At 53.3% G+C, this 16338-nt stretch carries 16 protein-coding genes; 9 read left to right on the top strand and 7 right to left on the bottom strand.

Annotated elements, in window-relative coordinates:
* The first annotated feature begins 64 nt into the window (after positions 1-64).
* Positions 65-706, top strand: a complete 642-nt coding sequence (msrA, locus tag ACLW56_RS08710) for a peptide-methionine (S)-S-oxide reductase MsrA (protein WP_330983380.1) — start codon at positions 65-67, stop codon at positions 704-706.
* Here msrA and ACLW56_RS08705 read toward each other — a convergent pair whose 3' ends face one another.
* A complete protein-coding gene (locus tag ACLW56_RS08705; protein WP_330983379.1) occupies positions 707-1765 on the bottom strand; it encodes a LacI family DNA-binding transcriptional regulator in 1059 nt (352 codons plus the stop codon).
* Positions 1766-1955: 190 nt separating this feature from the next.
* Here ACLW56_RS08705 and ACLW56_RS08700 point away from each other — a divergent pair, with 190 nt between their 5' ends.
* The 6 genes from ACLW56_RS08700 (at position 1956) to ACLW56_RS08675 (ending at position 9509) form a co-directional block, all read left to right on the top strand.
* A complete protein-coding gene (locus tag ACLW56_RS08700) occupies positions 1956-3110 on the top strand; it encodes a Gfo/Idh/MocA family oxidoreductase (protein ID WP_330983378.1) in 1155 nt (384 codons plus the stop codon).
* A gap of 9 nt (positions 3111-3119) precedes the next feature.
* Entirely contained in the window at positions 3120-4304 is a 1185-nt protein-coding gene (locus tag ACLW56_RS08695; RefSeq protein ID WP_330983377.1) for a Gfo/Idh/MocA family oxidoreductase, read from the top strand.
* On the top strand, positions 4301-5365 hold the full coding sequence (locus tag ACLW56_RS08690; protein ID WP_330983376.1) for a Gfo/Idh/MocA family oxidoreductase: 1065 nt from the start codon (positions 4301-4303) through the stop codon (positions 5363-5365). Before ACLW56_RS08695 ends, ACLW56_RS08690 begins: the two co-directional genes overlap by 4 nt.
* A 12-nt stretch (positions 5366-5377) precedes the next feature.
* Positions 5378-6400: a Gfo/Idh/MocA family oxidoreductase gene (locus ACLW56_RS08685; RefSeq protein ID WP_330983375.1), complete on the top strand. Its 1023-nt coding sequence runs from the start codon at positions 5378-5380 to the stop codon at positions 6398-6400.
* A gap of 76 nt (positions 6401-6476) precedes the next feature.
* Positions 6477-8021, top strand: a complete 1545-nt coding sequence (locus tag ACLW56_RS08680) for an MFS transporter (protein WP_330983374.1) — start codon at positions 6477-6479, stop codon at positions 8019-8021.
* A gap of 150 nt (positions 8022-8171) precedes the next feature.
* A complete protein-coding gene (locus tag ACLW56_RS08675) occupies positions 8172-9509 on the top strand; it encodes a hemolysin family protein (RefSeq protein WP_330983373.1) in 1338 nt (445 codons plus the stop codon).
* Positions 9510-9619: 110 nt separating this feature from the next.
* On the opposite strand, the gene ACLW56_RS08670 is transcribed toward ACLW56_RS08675, so the two are convergent.
* The 4 genes from ACLW56_RS08670 to ACLW56_RS08655 all read right to left on the bottom strand — a co-directional run bounded on the left by ACLW56_RS08670 (position 9620) and on the right by ACLW56_RS08655 (position 12082).
* Positions 9620-10057, bottom strand: a complete 438-nt coding sequence (locus ACLW56_RS08670; protein ID WP_330983372.1) for a hypothetical protein — start codon at positions 10055-10057, stop codon at positions 9620-9622.
* A complete protein-coding gene (locus ACLW56_RS08665; protein WP_330983391.1) occupies positions 9949-10194 on the bottom strand; it encodes a hypothetical protein in 246 nt (81 codons plus the stop codon). The genes ACLW56_RS08670 and ACLW56_RS08665 overlap by 109 nt, the downstream gene beginning before the upstream one ends.
* A gap of 876 nt (positions 10195-11070) precedes the next feature.
* The gene (locus ACLW56_RS08660) at positions 11071-11550 is read right to left on the bottom strand and encodes a GNAT family N-acetyltransferase (RefSeq protein ID WP_330983371.1); all 480 of its coding nucleotides are present in this window, start codon (positions 11548-11550) and stop codon (positions 11071-11073) included.
* A gap of 325 nt (positions 11551-11875) precedes the next feature.
* Complete coding sequence (locus ACLW56_RS08655; RefSeq protein WP_097162707.1) at positions 11876-12082, bottom strand: DUF1107 domain-containing protein; 207 nt, start codon at positions 12080-12082, stop codon at positions 11876-11878.
* A gap of 323 nt (positions 12083-12405) precedes the next feature.
* Between ACLW56_RS08655 and ACLW56_RS08650 the strand changes: the two genes are divergently transcribed.
* On the top strand, positions 12406-12963 hold the full coding sequence (locus ACLW56_RS08650; protein ID WP_330983370.1) for a YtfJ family protein: 558 nt from the start codon (positions 12406-12408) through the stop codon (positions 12961-12963).
* Here ACLW56_RS08650 and cysQ read toward each other — a convergent pair.
* The gene (gene cysQ / locus ACLW56_RS08645; protein ID WP_330983369.1) at positions 12957-13697 is read right to left on the bottom strand and encodes a 3'(2'),5'-bisphosphate nucleotidase CysQ; all 741 of its coding nucleotides are present in this window, start codon (positions 13695-13697) and stop codon (positions 12957-12959) included. The two genes, ACLW56_RS08650 and cysQ, sit on opposite strands and share 7 nt — an antisense overlap.
* Before the next feature lie 191 nt (positions 13698-13888).
* On the opposite strand from cysQ, the gene ACLW56_RS08640 reads away from it, so the two are divergent.
* Positions 13889-15832, top strand: a complete 1944-nt coding sequence (locus ACLW56_RS08640) for a bifunctional 2',3'-cyclic-nucleotide 2'-phosphodiesterase/3'-nucleotidase (RefSeq protein ID WP_330983368.1) — start codon at positions 13889-13891, stop codon at positions 15830-15832.
* A 55-nt stretch (positions 15833-15887) separates the two neighbouring features.
* Here ACLW56_RS08640 and ACLW56_RS08635 read toward each other — a convergent pair whose 3' ends face one another.
* Positions 15888-16268: a helix-turn-helix domain-containing protein gene (locus tag ACLW56_RS08635; protein WP_330983367.1), complete on the bottom strand. Its 381-nt coding sequence runs from the start codon at positions 16266-16268 to the stop codon at positions 15888-15890.
* Between the last annotated feature and the right edge of the window lie 70 nt (positions 16269-16338).

Here is a 16338-nt window from a genome sequence, read left to right as displayed (position 1 = left end):
TTGTGTTCAAAGTGAAGCGCTGTGACAACCTTAACCCCAATTTCCTTTATCCGGAGGCTAAACCGTGAGCTTATTCGATAAAAATCACCGGGTTGCTCAATCGGAAGCGCTGCCTGGCCGCAATACGCCGATGCCTGTCGCCGCATTACACGCTGTTAACAGTCATTCGATGATCCACGTTCCTGAAGGAATGGAAGTGGCGCTGTTTGCCATGGGCTGCTTCTGGGGCGTAGAGCGCCTCTACTGGCAGATTCCTGGCGTTTATAGTACCGCAGCAGGCTACACAGGCGGCTATACACCAAATCCGACTTATCGTGAAGTGTGTTCCGGTGACACCGGGCATGCAGAAGCGGTGCGTGTGGTTTACGACCCGAAAGTCGTCAGCTATGAGCAGTTGTTGCAGGTCTTTTGGGAAAACCACGACCCGGCTCAGGGGATGCGCCAGGGCAACGATCACGGCACCCAGTATCGCTCGGCCATTTACCCGCTGACGCCAGAACAGGAAAAAGCGGCGAAAGAGAGCCTGGCTCGATTCCAGGCTGCAATGCATGAAGCCAAAGACGACCGGGCTATCACCACTGAAATCGCCACGGCAAAACCGTTTTATTATGCCGAAGACGATCACCAGCAGTATCTGCACAAAAACCCCTACGGCTACTGCGGCATTGGCGGCATCGGCGTTTGCCTGCCTCCTCAACTTGCCTGATTAGCTCTCCATCGCGACGCGGGCCGCATGCCGTGTCGCGTTGCTGACCGTGCCTGCATCCTGCAATTTTCCCTGCAATAACACGTTCAGCACCGACGTGCTCTGCCGGTTCAGTCGGTTTTGCAACAGATGCACGGCTTCAACGCCCAGTTCCCGGCAAGGCACGATGAGGCTGGTCACAGGCCTTGGCAATTCGTTGTCCATGCGCCAGATAAAATCGGTGGTGATAAGCGAAATATCTTCCGGAACCCGTAGCCCGTGCTTTTCCAGCACTCGCTGCACGCCAATCGTCATGTGGGTGCTGCCCGGGAAGATAACTTCTGGCCAATGTTCGCGCTGCGTTCTTTCCAGCCAGTGACTCAGTGCTTGCTCGGATTCATCCGCGGTAAAACCTTCGGTGATGATTAAATTCTGCTGCACGCTAAACGGCACATGATAATGCCGATAAGCCTCTTTTATGCCATCCAGACGGGCATACAGCGTTTCACGCCGCAGCGTCGTCAGGCTCAACACGCGTCGATGGCCCTGCTCAAAGATATGACGCATCGCATTAAACCCAATCGCCCGATGATCGGGAGAGACGGCATCCAGTAAACGGTCATGGTCATTGGTATTAATTAAGACACAAGGTTTATTCAGAGTTTGCGCGAGTTTTAATACGGTTGAATCATCAGTCCCAATGATAATTATCGCGTTTATATTTTTATTATTGGCTTTATCGAGAAAGACTTTTATATCAGCGTGCTGTTCTTCAAGCCCACAATAGGTGAGCCAGACATCATGAGGCTCGACCGCATCCGCAATGCCTCGCGTCACTTCCTGATAAAAAATATCCCCACGCGCCGTGAATGTTCTCGCCGGAGCAAACACGGCAATCCCATTAATTAACAAACGTCCGCTTGCCAGTTCATCCAGCACGCCGAGCTTTCTGGCGCAGGCCACAATAGCGTCCCGCGCTTGCTCACTGGTGTATGACTTGCCACTCAATACCCGGGAGACGGTGCTCACCGAATACCCTGTGGCCTCTGCAATTTGATTCATTTTCAGCTTGCCGGACATGGTGTGATCTCGCTAACAATCAATATCTGCAAATTTTTGCAGACGCAGTAACCTGATTCTAAAACAGATTTTATTGTTGCAGGCGATTTTGATAATTGGCCTGCGAGCATTCTCACAAAATCCTTTTGTTTGTCCTCTCTGCCTTTTCTATTTTCACCTGACCTCTCCTTAACGTTGAATAAGGTGTGACATGAAAAGAATCAGATTCGGCATAATTGGTGTGGGCAATATGGGCACCGTTCACGCACGTTATTTGCTGGCAGGCACAGTTAAAGAAGCGGTGCTGACAGCGGTTTGTGATATTGACCAAAATAAGCACGACGCAATCCGCCATGTCGTCGGTGAAAAAGTTGAGATTTTTAAAGACGCTGAAGACCTGCTGCAAAGCGGATTAATCGACGCTGTGCTTATTGCAACGCCACATTATTCCCATCCCGAACTCTCCATGCTCGCCATGCGTAATGGCATTCACACCCTCTGTGAAAAACCGGCTGGCGTCTATACGGCACAAGTCCAGGCCATGAATGCCTGCGCACGCGAATGCGATGTGGTGTTCGGCATCATGTACAACCAGCGCCCTAACCCGCTGTATCAGAAGGTCAAAGACCTGATCGACAGCGGTGAACTGGGCGAAATTCGTCGCTCCAACTGGATTATCACCAACTGGTATCGCTCGCAGAGTTACTACAACTCCGGCAGCTGGCGCGCCACGTGGAAAGGAGAAGGCGGCGGCGTGCTGCTCAATCAGGATCCGCACCAGCTCGATTTATGGCAGTGGCTGGTTGGCATGCCGACTCGCGTGCGTGCCTTCTGCCAGTTCGGTAAACGCCGTCAGATTGAAGTGGAAGATGAAGTCACCGCCTACGCCGAATATGCCAACGGCGCTACCGGCGTATTTATCACTACCGTCGCTGAAACCCCTGGCACCAACCGTCTCGAAATCGCCGGGTCACGAGGCAAAGTCGTCGTGGAAGAAGGCCGTCTGCGCTACTGGCGTCTGCGCGAATCCGAAGACGACTTTAATACCCGCTGGCAAAACGGTTTTGGCGAACCGGAATGCTGGGAAGTCTCCATTCCTGTCGCGCCTGAATGCAGTGAACATCACGTGATTACCACCAATTTCTGTGCCGCCGTGCTGCGTGGCGAAGCGCTTATCGCACCGGGGCTCGAAGGCATTCGCGGGCTCACGCTTTCCAATGCGATGCACCTTTCCACCTGGACCGACAGCTGGGTCGATTTGCCGTTTGATGAACAGCGCTTCAAAACGCTGCTCGACGAGCGCATCGCCGGTTCCGTGGACAAACAGGTGGTGAGCCGCACGCTCGACGCCTCTGGCACCTGGTAAGGAGCGCTTATGTTACGTGTTGCGATTGTGGGCACAGGCAATATCTCGCATAACCACATTCAGGGCTATCAGGCGATGGGCGAACGCTGTCAGATTGTCGCGCTGGTTGATATCTACCCGGAAAAAGCCGAGGAGAAGAAAGCCCGCTACGGCCTGCATCAGGCTCGCGTGTACAGCAGCCACCAGCAAATGCTGGAGGAAGAGCGCGAGCTGGATATCGTCGACGTGTGTACGCCGCCGTATGTTCACGCGGAGATAAGCATTCACGCGCTGAACGCGGGCAAACATGTGTTGTGCGAAAAGCCGATGGCGGCGTCGCTGGAAGAGTGTGACGCGATGATTGCGGCGCAAAAGACCAGCGGCAAAATGCTCTCCATTATCGCCCAAAACCGCTTTACCGATGCCTTTTGGCGGCTGAAAGCGGCCGTAGATTCGGGGCTTGCGGGGAAAATCTGCCATGCGCAGGTGGACTCCTTCTGGTGGCGCGGTCACTGCTATTACGACCTGTGGTGGCGCGGCACCTGGGAAAAAGAAGGGGGCGGTTGCACGCTCAATCACGCCGTTCACCACATCGATGCCATTCAGTGGATGCTCGGATTCCCGACCGAGGTCGTCGCGATGATGAGTAACGTCGCCCATGACAACGCGGAAGTGGAAGACCTGAGTGCTTCCATCTTCAAATATGCCTCTGGTGCACTGACGCAACTGACCGCGTCCGTTGTGCATCACGGAGAAGATCAGAAGATAGTTATTCAGGGGGAAAAAGCGCGAATCTCTGCCCCCTGGAACGTGCTCGCCAGCCAGTCAGCGGATAACGGTTTTCCACAGGAAACGAATGACACCGCGCTGGAAGACAAGCTGGAAACCGTCTTACGCAGTACGCCTGCGCTGCAATGGACATTACACAGCGGCCAAATCGACAATTTCCTCAGCGCCATTGAACAGCACACACCTCCGCTGGTTGACGGCTTGCAGGGCAAGCGTTCGCTGGAACTGATCACCGCCATTTATAAATCAGCCATCACTCGCTCGGTGGTCTCGTTACCTCTCGCGGAGGACGACGCGTTTTATCGCACCGGCGGCCTCACGGCCCTTGCTCCGCACTTTCACGAAAAATCTGCCTCAGTGGCCAACTTCAGCGAAGTGGGCGCAATCCCGCTTGGCAAAAATCTGGATACAGGAACTGCATCATGAACAAAAACGACGGGATGAATTACGCCCCAACGGGAAAACCCCAGCCGGTAGTGGAGCCGGGAGAATTTGTCTTTGCCGCCGCCGCCCTCGATCACGGGCACATTTACGGCATGTGTAACGGCCTGATTGAAGCAGGCGCAGACCTGAAGTGGGTCTGGGATCCAGACCCGGCAAAAGTGGATAAGTTTGTTCAGCAATACCCACAGGTGCAGGTTGCGCCGTCGCTGGAAACACTGCTCAACGATCCCCAGGTCCAACTGATTGCCGGGGCAGGTGTTCCCTCTGAGCGCTGCCCGTTGGGTTTAAAAGTGATGGCGGCGGGTAAAGACTATTTCGTCGATAAAGCCCCGCTCACCACCCTCGCCCAACTGGAAGATGCCAAAGCGATGGTGGCAAAAACCGGGCGTAAATATGCGGTGTATTACAGCGAACGCCTGCACGTCGAAAGCGCCGTGTTTGCCGGGCAACTGGTGAAACAGGGCGCGATTGGCACCGTTATCCAAACGCTCGGCACCGGGCCGCACCGTGAAGGTGAAGGCCGTCCGGACTGGTTCTACGAGAAACGCTATTTCGGCGGGATTCTGTGCGATATCGGCAGCCACCAGATTGAGCAATTCCTCTATTACACCGGCAATGAAGAGGCGGAGATCGTCGCAAGCCAGGTGCGCAACGTGAATCATCCGCAATACCCGGAATTTGAAGATTTTGGCGATGCAATGATCCGCGGTGCGAACGGCGCAACCGGCTATTTCCGCTGCGACTGGTTCACGCCTGCCGGGTTGCCGACATGGGGCGATGGCCGCCTGACCCTGCTCGGCACCGAAGGCTATATCGAAATCCGCAAATACATCGACCTGACTCGCGGCGAGCAGGACGTGGTTTATCTGGTGAATAACGACGGTGAGCATCGCTATCCGGTTGCAGGCCAGGTCGGTTTCCCTTACTTCGGCGAGCTGATTAAGGACTGCCTGAACCGCACCGAAAACGCCATGACGCAGGCTCACACCTTCAAAGCCGCAGAGCTGTGCGTTAAAGCACAAATGCTGGCGAACGCGCGCTGACCGGAGGCTGCCATGAGAACACTCAATGCGGCCATTGTCGGGTGCGGAGCTATTCACACTTGCCATCTTGAAGCGCTGCAACAGATACCCGGCGTGGTGCTTCGTGCCGTTGTCGATATCGATGTCGAGAAAGGGCAACGGTTAGCCGCAGAATACGGCTGTCGCCTTTATCAGGACTATCAGGAGATGCTGCTCGATGTCGCCATTGATGTGGTGCACATCTGCACGCCGCACGCCCTGCATAAGCCGATGATCCTCGCGGCACTGGCGGCGGGGAAACAGGTGTTTTGCGAAAAGCCGGTCGCGATGAACAGTATCGAGATTGAGGAAATCAAAGCAGCAGAGCGGCAGGCCGAAGGGCAATTAGGCGTGTGCTATCAAAATCGCCTTAACCCCACCAGCCTGGCGCTCAAGCAACTGCTGGATGAAAACGCGCTTGGGCGAATGCTCAGCATCAAAGCGTTTCTCACCTGGTCACGCACGCCGCCTTATTACCTCAACAGCTCATGGCGCGGCCGCTTCGCCTCTGAAGGCGGCAGCTTGCTTATCAATCAGGCGATTCACACCCTGGATTTGATGCAATGGTTTGGCAACGGGGTGACGCGAGTCAAAGGCGTGGTGGATTGCGCCCGGCTGGCCGACATCATCGACACCGAAGACACCGCGATGGCAACGCTGGATTTCAACAACGGCGCGCGCGGCCTGTTTTTCGCCAGCAATACCCACACGCTCGATGCCCCGCTTCAGCTTGATATCCACTGCGAACTGGGCGAGTTACAGCTGCGGGATAACACCCTCTGGCGCGTTATTGGCGATAAACGGGTGATGATCGCCAGTGACACCACGCCTTACAACCACAGCAAAAGCTATTGGGGAGTCGGGCATTTTCAGGCCATCAGCCAGTTTTATGCCGCCCTCTCACACCGGGAAAAACCCAACTTTTCAGGCATTGACGATGCCGCAAAATCCTTACAGCTCGTGGAGGCCATCTACCGCTCATCACAATTGCGTCAATGGGTCACGCTGACCGACTAACCACCCTTTTGCTGTATTCCGATGGGGCGTACTGCGGTACGCCAACCTTAATCACTACCAGCATGAGAATAATAAAATGACAAAACCAACCGAACGCAAAGTGGGTTATGGCGTAGCGATAGGCTACGGCGTGACCGACCTTTTTGGCGGAGGGGCTTTTGCCGTTATCGGCACCTGGTTACTCTTTTTCTATACCACCTACTGCGGCCTGTCTGTGCTTGAAGCAGGCTCAATTTTCGCGATTGCGAGGGTTATCGATGCGCTGCTGAGCCCAATCATGGGCTACGTCACGGATAACTTCGGTAATACCTGGCTTGGCCGTAAGTTTGGTCGCCGCCGTTTCTTTCTGCTGATCAGCGCGCCGCTGATGTTCCTGTACGCGCTCGTCTGGATAACAGACATGAACTACTGGTATTACCTCGGCACTTACCTTTCCATTGAGCTGTTATCGGCAATGGTGCTGGTGCCATGGGAAACGCTGGCGGCAGAAATGACCAACCGCTTCAGCGAGCGTACTCGTCTGGCCGGTGTGCGTATGATGTGTTCAGCACTGGGCGGATTTCTGGCTGTCTCTGTGCCGGGCATTATTATGCAATTCACGGGTAAGGATAACTCATTAACCTATACCCTGACGGGCAGCGTCTTTGCCATCATTTACTTCTTCGCCGTGCTGACCACCTGGGCCTGCACCTGGGAAGCCAAAGACGTCCGTGAAGAGTATGAATTTACGCCCGATAACCACCGTCAGCCAGGCTTGTTGAATCACCTCAAATATCTGGTCCTGGACCTGTTCTCTGCGTTTAAAATCAGAGCCTTTCGCCAGCACATTATTATCTACATCTGCTCGTTTACGGCGATGGATGTCTTCGGTTCCGTCTTCACCTATTTCGTGGTGTACGGGCTGGGGCGTGACGCGGCGGCGGTATCAGGATTACTCAGCATTGCCGCGTTTGTGTCTATACCCGGCACCTTCGGCTTTATGATGCTGATGAACAAACTGAACATGACGCCTTCAGGCGCGCTACGCCTTTCCTACAGCTGTATCTTTGCGGTGCTGGCGTTTCTGTTCGTGGTGTACATCAATAATATCGTGGTGCCGACGCTGCTGTTCTCTGCGGTCTTCGTGGTATTGGGGGCGGCGCGTGCGGGCCTCTATTACATTCCGTGGAACATCTACAGCTTCATCCCGGATGTGGATGAAATGGTCACTCGTCAGCGCCGGGAAGGCATTTTCGCGGGCGTGATGGTACTGACCCGTAAGAGCACGGTTGCGCTGGCTATCATGCTAATTGGTGTGGTGCTGCAAGAAAGCGGGTTCGTGAAAGGCGGCGGTTCGCAGCCCATTAGCGCCCTGCACGCCATTATTGGCCTGATGATTTTCGCCACCGGCACGCTGCTGGCTATCAGCTTCTGGATGACCTTCAAGTTCAAACTGACGCAGAAGAATCACAAAATTCTCATTAAAGAAATCGCCCGACGCAAACTCGGGGGCAACGCTGAGGACTGCGATGATGAGACCCGCGTGGTGATTAAAGAACTGACAGGACGAGCCTGGAATGAGGTGTGGGATGCCAGCCCGGAAGCCAACAAAAAAAGTGCCGCGTTAGTGCCTGGAAGTTAACCTCTGGCGAATTTACAGTCCCTTACGCTATACTGATCCCCGATATTACCGGTCCAGAACCTTCGGACCGGTTTTTTTAAGTGTCATTCCACACTCAAAATCATCATCAACTACCCTTCCGAGGTCCTGGCGTAAACCGCCAGAAAAACTATGTTAAACAGTATATTAATCATACTCTGCCTCATCGGCGTCAGTGCGTTTTTCTCGATTTCCGAGATTTCGCTTGCAGCTTCCCGCAAGATCAAACTGAAGCTACTCGCCGATGAGGGCAACGTTAATGCACAACGTGTTCTGAAAATGCAAGAAAACCCCGGTATGTTCTTTACCGTGGTGCAAATTGGGCTTAACGCCGTCGCCATCCTTGGCGGTATTGTCGGTGACGCCGCGTTTTCACCGGCCTTCCACAGCGTCTTCATTAACTACATGTCTGCCGAACTGGCCGAACAAATCAGCTTCATCCTGTCATTTGTCGTCGTCACCAGCCTGTTTATCCTGATTGCCGACCTGACGCCGAAACGCATCGGTATGATCGCGCCTGAAGCCGTGGCTTTACGCATCATCAACCCGATGCGCTTCTGTCTTGCCGTCTTCCGCCCCCTGGTGTGGTTCTTCAACGGCATGGCCAACATGATTTTCCGCCTGTTCAAACTGCCGATGGTGCGTAAAGACGACATCACCTCTGACGATATCTACGCCGTGGTGGAAGCCGGTGCACTGGCGGGCGTGCTGCGTAAGCAGGAACACGAACTTATCGAAAACGTGTTTGAACTGGAATCGCGTACCGTTCCGTCCTCAATGACCTCGCGTGAAAATGTTATCTGGTTCGATATCAACGAAGACGAACAGAGTCTGAAGAGCAAAGTCGCCGAGCATCCACACTCCAAGTTCCTGGTGTGTAAAGAGGATATCGACCACATCATCGGTTACGTCGATTCGAAAGACCTGCTGAACCGCGTGCTGGCCAACCAAAGCCTGCTGCTGACCAGCGGCGTGCAAATCCGTAACACGCTGATTGTGCCGGACACCCTGACGCTCTCAGAAGCGCTGGAAAGTTTCAAAACGGCGGGTGAAGACTTCGCGGTCATCATGAACGAATACGCGTTGGTGGTGGGTATCATCACCCTCAACGACGTGATGACCACCCTGATGGGCGACCTGGTCGGCCAGGGGCTGGAAGAGCAGATTGTTGCCCGTGACGAGAACTCCTGGCTTGTCGACGGCGGCACGCCAATCGATGACGTGATGCGCGTGCTGGATATCGACGAGTTCCCGCAGTCTGGTAACTACGAAACCATCGGCGGCTTTATGATGTTCATGCTGCGTAAGATCCCAAAACGCACCGACTTCGTGAAGTTCTCGGGCTACAAGTTTGAGGTGGTGGATATCGACAACTACCGCATCGATCAGCTGCTGGTGACGCGTATCGACAGCAAACCCACCGTACTGACCCCGAAACTGCCTGATGCCGAAGAACAGAACGTGGCATAAGAACACAAGACACCCTCAGCTATCAGAGGGTGTCTGATTCCCTACCCGCTTTACTAAACGCTCCAGCTCTAAACTGGAGCGTTTTCATTTTGACTCCGCGATACCACAACTCAATGGGCCGTGGGTGAACGATCCCAACGAGGGGCTTTTAACTCCCCGGCGAACATCCACACCAGTTCACACAGCAATCCCTTCAACGATTTTTCAGTTTCAGGCAGCAAAGACTGCTGGCACAGCACCTGAACCAGCGACTGGCAGTAGTCGCACAGCGCTTCGGCATCCGGTTCGAAAAATGGGGAGGCCGCAGGAAGCGTATCCACGGTGAAACGCTCAATCAGGTGCGGTGGAATGGGCTCGTCGAGCGTCGGACGCAGGACTGCCAGACAGGCACCCATGCGGCCTAACAGCGCCAGTTTTTGCGTGGTCTCGTTGCACTCAATCAGAGTTTCAGCAAAGCGGTCGCAATAATCAGCGAGATCTGTGAAGTCGGTTGCGGCGCTAAACGGGAGGGTAAGGACATCACAGTCTGTATGAATAATATTGGCCATAAAACAGCCTCCGGTAAGTGATGAATTGAACCACCACAGAAGAGGCTAATCGTCCGGGTGGCAGGTCGAGCGGAGTTAGCCTTACCGGCCTTACTGGACACCGGCGCGTCTTGCGACGCCCCCGCCCGGCCCACCATTGCGGTGTAACCGTGCAAGCGACATAAAAAAACGCTAAGCGCGTCATATGTCGCCAGTAAGTGTAAAGCAGGAGGCTAATCCCGACACCTGATTTTTCAGGTGCGAAGGGAGGATACTGCGATAACCCAACACCGACAAGGGACATTACTGGAAGGAAGATCCCATTGTGAGATGTAATTCCCCTAGGTAGGTTACATCATTTAAATCAATTGGTTATGGCTGGACATTGGGTTGGGTTATTGGCCCGATAGCGGCAGAGGTCTGAGGGCAAAAGCCTGCGAGAGATGCGGGCTGAATCTCTACACACCCGCTCACAACTACCCATAATGATTCAACCTGGTCTGTTTCAGGGAACTGCAGAACAAATCAAGCAATCTGCCTTACTGAGTTTCAACACGGCCTTCATCTATGAGGCGCAGAACTTCCGTTACCGTCGTCGTCCGACAGGCCACTCCGTTTTGTGATCCTGGCTTCAAGGACGCGTTCAAGGGTCGACGCCACATCCTGTAGGAGCTTGTTTTCTGAATGAATCACTATGTATGCCCCTCAATAAAATGTATTTTTCTTAGCCAGGAATTATAGTTCCTCTGTACAGCTAAGAAAGGAGAAAAAGCTAATCCTTAGCTAAAAAACATTGTTTAGCTGTTCAGATAAGGATTGTGTTATGGATAATGAAAGCGCTGCAAGCAGGGCTCTAAGCAAGATTTAAGAGAGGGGCATTCGCTATAAAGTATGTAGGCGTTACGGGTGGTTAAATGACCCACGTGCTGTTCATTGACAACCGAGTCGATTTGCAACGTCCGCACCTGACTCAAAACCGACATCCAGATTCCGATCAGAGAAACCCAGCGTTCGTTTGTTAAACACCAACCCCATCACACTGCTTCATTTTCCTGCCTTAACTCTAAAGTCATAAAACGGCTGTTTGGATCGGGCTGGTAGTCAGCAAACGGCTCGCAGTCAACGAAACCGTGCTTGCGGTAGAGCTGATGGCAGGCGGCAAATCCTGGCTGTGTTCCTGTTTCTAAACTCAGGCGTTGCAGGCATCGGGCATGCGCGGTTTGCAGGATGTGCTGCACAATCAGATTCGCGACTCCACGTCGCAAAAAATCTGGTGCGGTGCGCATCGATTTCAGCTCACCATGTTTTTCATCAAGCAATTTCAGCGCCCCCATTCCTGCAAGCTGCTCGCCTTCCCATACCGACCAAAAGGTCACGGCCGGATCGCGCAGGTTTTGCACATCCAAAGCGTGGCTACTTTCGGGCGGAGATTGTTCCAGCATGCCGGAAAGATGATAGGCCACTAGCGCCTGAACGGCAGGATGAGAGAGATCGTCGGTTTTGATCGTGAACATCGGACACCTGTTTATTTGTTACATATTAGCAACATACAAACAGCGGGTGGTTTCTTTGTCCAATAAAGGTTTCTTATGACACGGTACGCCAGAAACACTAACGGCTCCCATTTTGGGGAGCCGTCATACTGCAGACAAAGAAGGAAAAAGCGTGGTTTTTCCTTCTTTGTGGTTAGCAGCCGAAAATCAATAAATTGATTTTCCTTATTTTTTATTCAGTACCCTATGACAGATGTCCATTCGTTGAAAGTCTGCCAGAAACACTAACGGCTCCCATTTTGGGGAGCCGTTTTTTTACTGCTTACTGCATAGCACGTTGGGGTGATTACGCCATCTCTGTTTGCAGACGCGTAACCTGACGGTTGATCTCGGACATCACCGAAAGGTGCTGCTTGTCCTTCACTTTTGGGATAAGAATTTTGCCCTTATCAAATTCAAAAGCGCCCACGTCCTTGATGTACAACCGTCCACGAAACAGGATCTTAACGTACTTCGCCACTTGAAGCGGGTTGTACTTTTGGAAAATTTTCATTTTTGTCTCCTGCTGAGTCTTACGCCCAGTCGGTGCCACAATCAGCTCCGCGTTCCAGGGGGCGCAAAATTAATGCACTAAAACTATAGTCCATATCGACCGGGACACCCAGTCTGTATAAGTATATTTACCGTTTGATGACAAAATTTAAGAATTATCTTTTCAGAACGACGAAGACGGCAGTATAAACCTTCATTTTCTCACGGTTATGTGCGTTCACCCGCAAACTGGCATTGCGCTTGCGGGAAAACATCATCATTCGCACTTATGATTAACGCTGACACCTAAGTGGTCGGATCACCTGCATAAAATAAGGACACACCATGACTCTACGTAAGCTGATGGCGATTTCATGCCTGTTAATGCCACTGATGGCCTCTGCACATAATTTTGAAAACGGTCAACGCGTGTCGCCTGTGGGCATTGCCGACCGTGGCGAACTCATTCTTGATAATGATGAGTTTAGCTACAAAAACTGGAATAGCTCGCAGCTGCCTGGCAAGGTGAGAGTTGTACAACATATTGCCGGGCGTACCTCTGCCAAAGAGAAAAACGCAACGCTGATTGAGGCGATCAAGGCCGCAAAATTCCCACATGACAAGTACCAGACCACCACCATCGTCAACACCGATGATGCGATTCCGGGGTCCGGAATGTTTGTACGCAGCAGCATCGAGAGCAATAAAAAGCTCTACCCGTGGTCACAGTTTATTGTCGACAGCAACGGCCTGGCGCGTAAAGCCTGGCAGCTGGATGAAGAAAGCTCGGCGATTGCGGTGCTGGATAAAGACGGACGCGTCGAGTGGGCGAAAGATGGCGCACTGACGCAGGAAGAGGTGCAGCAGGTGATTGCCCTGCTGCATAAGCTGCTCGGTCAGTAGAGCGACACCCTGAAACCGGGGTTCAGGAACGATTCACGCGGCGTATAATCGAGCGTTTTACCTTGCCAGTCGTGAACATGAGCCCCGGCCGCCATGGCGACAGCGTGGCCGGCTGCGGTGTCCCAGACGTTGGTCGGCCCGAAGCGCGGATAAAGCTGCGCCTGCCCTTCTGCCACCAGGCAGAATTTGAGCGACGAGCCAATCGACGTGGTCTGGTGTTCGCCAAGCTGCTGAAGATATTCTTTCAGTTCATTGTCAGCGTGAGAACGGCTGATAACCACCAGCGGCGGGCGCGCGTCACGCACCTGAATCTGTTTGCGCACCCCGCACTCTTCTTTCCACGCTTTACCTTCCGCGGCGCTGTACATCACTTTCATCACCGGGGCGTACACCACGCCAAGCACAGGTTTTCCTTTTTCTATCAATGCGATGTTGACGGTGAATTCACCGTTACGCTTGATGAACTCTTTGGTGCCGTCCAGGGGGTCCACCAGCCAGTAACGCTGCCAGTGCTGACGAATCTCCCAACCCGGCGGGTCTTCTTCCGACAGTACAGGAATATCCGGCGTAAGCTCGCTTAGCCCTTCGACAATGACTTTGTGCGCGGCGATATCCGCTGCCGTCACCGGAGAATCATCGGCTTTACTGACCACGTCCATCGGCTTCGCGCCATCGTAGACCTGCATAATGGCCTCACCTGCGTTCCGTGCAAGCTGACATACATGTTCCAGCATTTTCCACCTCGGTTTCATTACAGTGGTGTTAACTCATTGTTTTAGTTATATCCCATCGCAGCGAATTGCGCTATCTGTGAAGCGCTGCCCGGTTCCTGACACTTTTTTCTGGCAACCTTCACACTTCTGTAAGCAACAGGATGTATACCCTTTTGGCTTTTGTGCCCCTGATCAATAAAAGGACCTCTCTGATGATTAAGTTTAGCGCAACGCTCCTTGCCACGCTGATTGCTGCAAGCAGCCAGGCCGCGACGGTGGAGTTGCGAGTCATGGAAACCACTGACCTGCACAGCAACATGATGGATTTTGACTACTACAAAGACAGTGCGACGGAAAAATTTGGCCTGGTGCGCACCGCCAGCCTGATCAATGCCGCTCGTGGCGAAGTCAAAAACAGCGTGCTGGTCGATAACGGCGACGTCATTCAGGGAAGCCCGCTCGGCGATTATATGGCCGCCAAAGGCTTAAAAATGGGAGATGTGCATCCGGTTTACAAAGCGATGAACACCCTCGACTACGCGGTAGGCAACCTCGGTAACCACGAGTTCAACTACGGTCTGGAGTATCTGCACAAAGCCCTCAATGGGGCAAAGTTCTCGTACGTTAATGCCAATATCATCGACGTTAAGACCCAAAAACCGATGTTTACCCCTTATCTGATTAAAGAGACTCAGGTCACCGATCAGGACGGAAAAACGCAGACGCTCAATGTTGGCTACATCGGTTTTGTGCCGCCGCAAATCATGACCTGGGATAAAGCCAACCTCAGTGGGAAAGTCACCGTCAACGACATCACCGAAACCGCACGCAAGTATGTGCCGGAAATGCGTGAGAAAGGCGCGGATGTGGTCGTCGTCATCGCTCATTCAGGCTTGTCGGCTGACCCTTATCACGCGATGGCGGAAAACTCTGTTTACTACCTGAGCCAGGTGCCAGGCGTGGACGCCATCATGTTTGGTCACGCTCATGCTGTGTTCCCGTCAAAAGACTTCGCCAGCATTAAGGGCGCAGATATCGAGAAAGGCTTGCTGAATGGCGTGCCTGCGGTAATGCCCGGCATGTGGGGCGATCACCTTGGCGTGGTTGATTTAGTGCTTAACAATGACAGCGGCACATGGCAGGTGACGCAGGCGAAAGCCGAAGCGCGCCCGATTTACGATCCGGTGGCGAAGAAATCGCTCGCCGCGGAAGACAGCAAGCTGGTTGATGTCCTGAAAGCCGATCATGATGCCACTCGCGCCTTTGTCAGCAAGCCGGTTGGCAAATCGTCGGACAACATGTACAGCTATTTGTCGCTGGTTCAGGACGATCCTACCGTTCAGGTCGTCAATATGGCGCAGAAAGCCTACGTGGAACACTTTATTCAGGGCGATCCCGACCTGGCAAAACTGCCGGTACTCTCAGCCGCTGCCCCGTTCAAAGCAGGCGGACGTAAAAACGATCCGGCGAGCTACACCGAAGTCGAAAAAGGCCAGCTGACCTTCCGTAACGCCGCTGACCTTTATCTGTACCCAAATACGCTAGTGGTGATGAAAGTCACCGGCAAAGAGGTGAAAGAGTGGCTGGAGTGCTCCGCCGGGCAGTTTAATCAGATTGACCCGACCAGCAGCAAGCCGCAGTCGCTGATCAACTGGAACGACTTCCGCACCTATAACTTCGATGTGATTGATGGCGTGAAGTACCAGATTGATGTGACTCAACCTGCTCGTTATGACGGGGAGTGTCAGAGTCTGAATCCGCACTCAGAGCGCATTAAAAACCTGACGTTTGAGGGCAAACCAGTCGATCCGAAAGCGACCTTCCTGGTGGCAACCAACAATTACCGCGCCTACGGCGGGAAGTTTGCAGGCACAGGTGACAGCCATATCGCCTTCGCTTCCCCGGATGAGAACCGTTCGGTGCTGGCTGCGTGGATTGGTGCAGAGTCGAAGAAGCACGGTGAAATTCACCCGGCAGCGGATAACAACTGGCGTCTCGCGCCGATCCATTCCACCACGCCGCTGGATATCCGTTTTGAAACCTCGCCTTCTGAAAAAGCCGCTGCCTTTATCAAAGAGAAAGCGCAGTATCCGATGAAACAAGTGGGCACCGACGAGATTGGTTTCGCGGTGTATCAGGTCGATTTGTCGAAGTAATGCTAACGCCGGGTGGCGCTTACGCTTACCCGGCCTACAAAATCAGCCTGGCCGCTTACGCCGCACGCTCGTTCCAGTTCGCCATCACCTGCGGCAGATTCAGTTCAATCCAGTCCGCCAGTGCCTCCACTTTCTCACTCACCTGTACACCCAGCGGCGTCAAACTGTATTCCACATGGGGCGGCACTACGGGGTAAGACACTCTGTCGACAAAGCCATCCTGCTCCAGCGCCTGTAATGATTGCGCGAGCATCTTCTCACTCACGCCGCCCATTTTCCGGCGTAAATCACTGAAACGGTGTGTGCCATCACGCAGAGCCACGAGGATCAGCACACCCCAGCGGCTGGTCACATGTTTAAGCACGTCGCGGGACGGACACTGCTCCGCAAACAAATTGCCATCACGCAGTTGCTCACTCAGGGTCGGATTCGTCATTTTGATACTTACCTTTTTGTACGTACTTACTAAAAGTTAGCTTGAGTGTTAGCGTATCACAACTGAAGAC

This window comes from Pantoea sp. sgz302252, from assembly GCF_047713085.1.
Lineage (GTDB): Bacteria > Pseudomonadota > Gammaproteobacteria > Enterobacterales > Enterobacteriaceae > Scandinavium.
The sequence above is the reverse complement of the archived record's forward strand: the minus strand, read 5'-3'. Positions and strand labels throughout refer to the sequence as shown.

Bases quoted from the DNA above. Each gene is read 5' to 3' on its own strand.
- ACLW56_RS08690 (WP_330983376.1), top strand. From the start codon at position 4,301: ATGAACAAAAACGACGGGATGAATTACGCCCCAACGGGAAAACCCCAG.
- ACLW56_RS08680 (WP_330983374.1), top strand. From the start codon at position 6,477: ATGACAAAACCAACCGAACGCAAAGTGGGTTATGGCGTAGCGATAGGC.
- ACLW56_RS08635 (WP_330983367.1), bottom strand. From the start codon at position 16,268: ATGACGAATCCGACCCTGAGTGAGCAACTGCGTGATGGCAATTTGTTT.
- ACLW56_RS08665 (WP_330983391.1), bottom strand. From the start codon at position 10,194: ATGGTGGGCCGGGCGGGGGCGTCGCAAGACGCGCCGGTGTCCAGTAAG.
- cysQ (WP_330983369.1), bottom strand. From the start codon at position 13,697: ATGCTGGAACATGTATGTCAGCTTGCACGGAACGCAGGTGAGGCCATT.
- ACLW56_RS08640 (WP_330983368.1), top strand. From the start codon at position 13,889: ATGATTAAGTTTAGCGCAACGCTCCTTGCCACGCTGATTGCTGCAAGC.
- ACLW56_RS08695 (WP_330983377.1), top strand. From the start codon at position 3,120: ATGTTACGTGTTGCGATTGTGGGCACAGGCAATATCTCGCATAACCAC.
- ACLW56_RS08685 (WP_330983375.1), top strand. From the start codon at position 5,378: ATGAGAACACTCAATGCGGCCATTGTCGGGTGCGGAGCTATTCACACT.
- ACLW56_RS08700 (WP_330983378.1), top strand. From the start codon at position 1,956: ATGAAAAGAATCAGATTCGGCATAATTGGTGTGGGCAATATGGGCACC.
- ACLW56_RS08705 (WP_330983379.1), bottom strand. From the start codon at position 1,765: ATGTCCGGCAAGCTGAAAATGAATCAAATTGCAGAGGCCACAGGGTAT.
- ACLW56_RS08675 (WP_330983373.1), top strand. From the start codon at position 8,172: ATGTTAAACAGTATATTAATCATACTCTGCCTCATCGGCGTCAGTGCG.
- ACLW56_RS08670 (WP_330983372.1), bottom strand. From the start codon at position 10,057: ATGGCCAATATTATTCATACAGACTGTGATGTCCTTACCCTCCCGTTT.
- ACLW56_RS08660 (WP_330983371.1), bottom strand. From the start codon at position 11,550: ATGTTCACGATCAAAACCGACGATCTCTCTCATCCTGCCGTTCAGGCG.
- ACLW56_RS08650 (WP_330983370.1), top strand. From the start codon at position 12,406: ATGACTCTACGTAAGCTGATGGCGATTTCATGCCTGTTAATGCCACTG.
- ACLW56_RS08655 (WP_097162707.1), bottom strand. From the start codon at position 12,082: ATGAAAATTTTCCAAAAGTACAACCCGCTTCAAGTGGCGAAGTACGTT.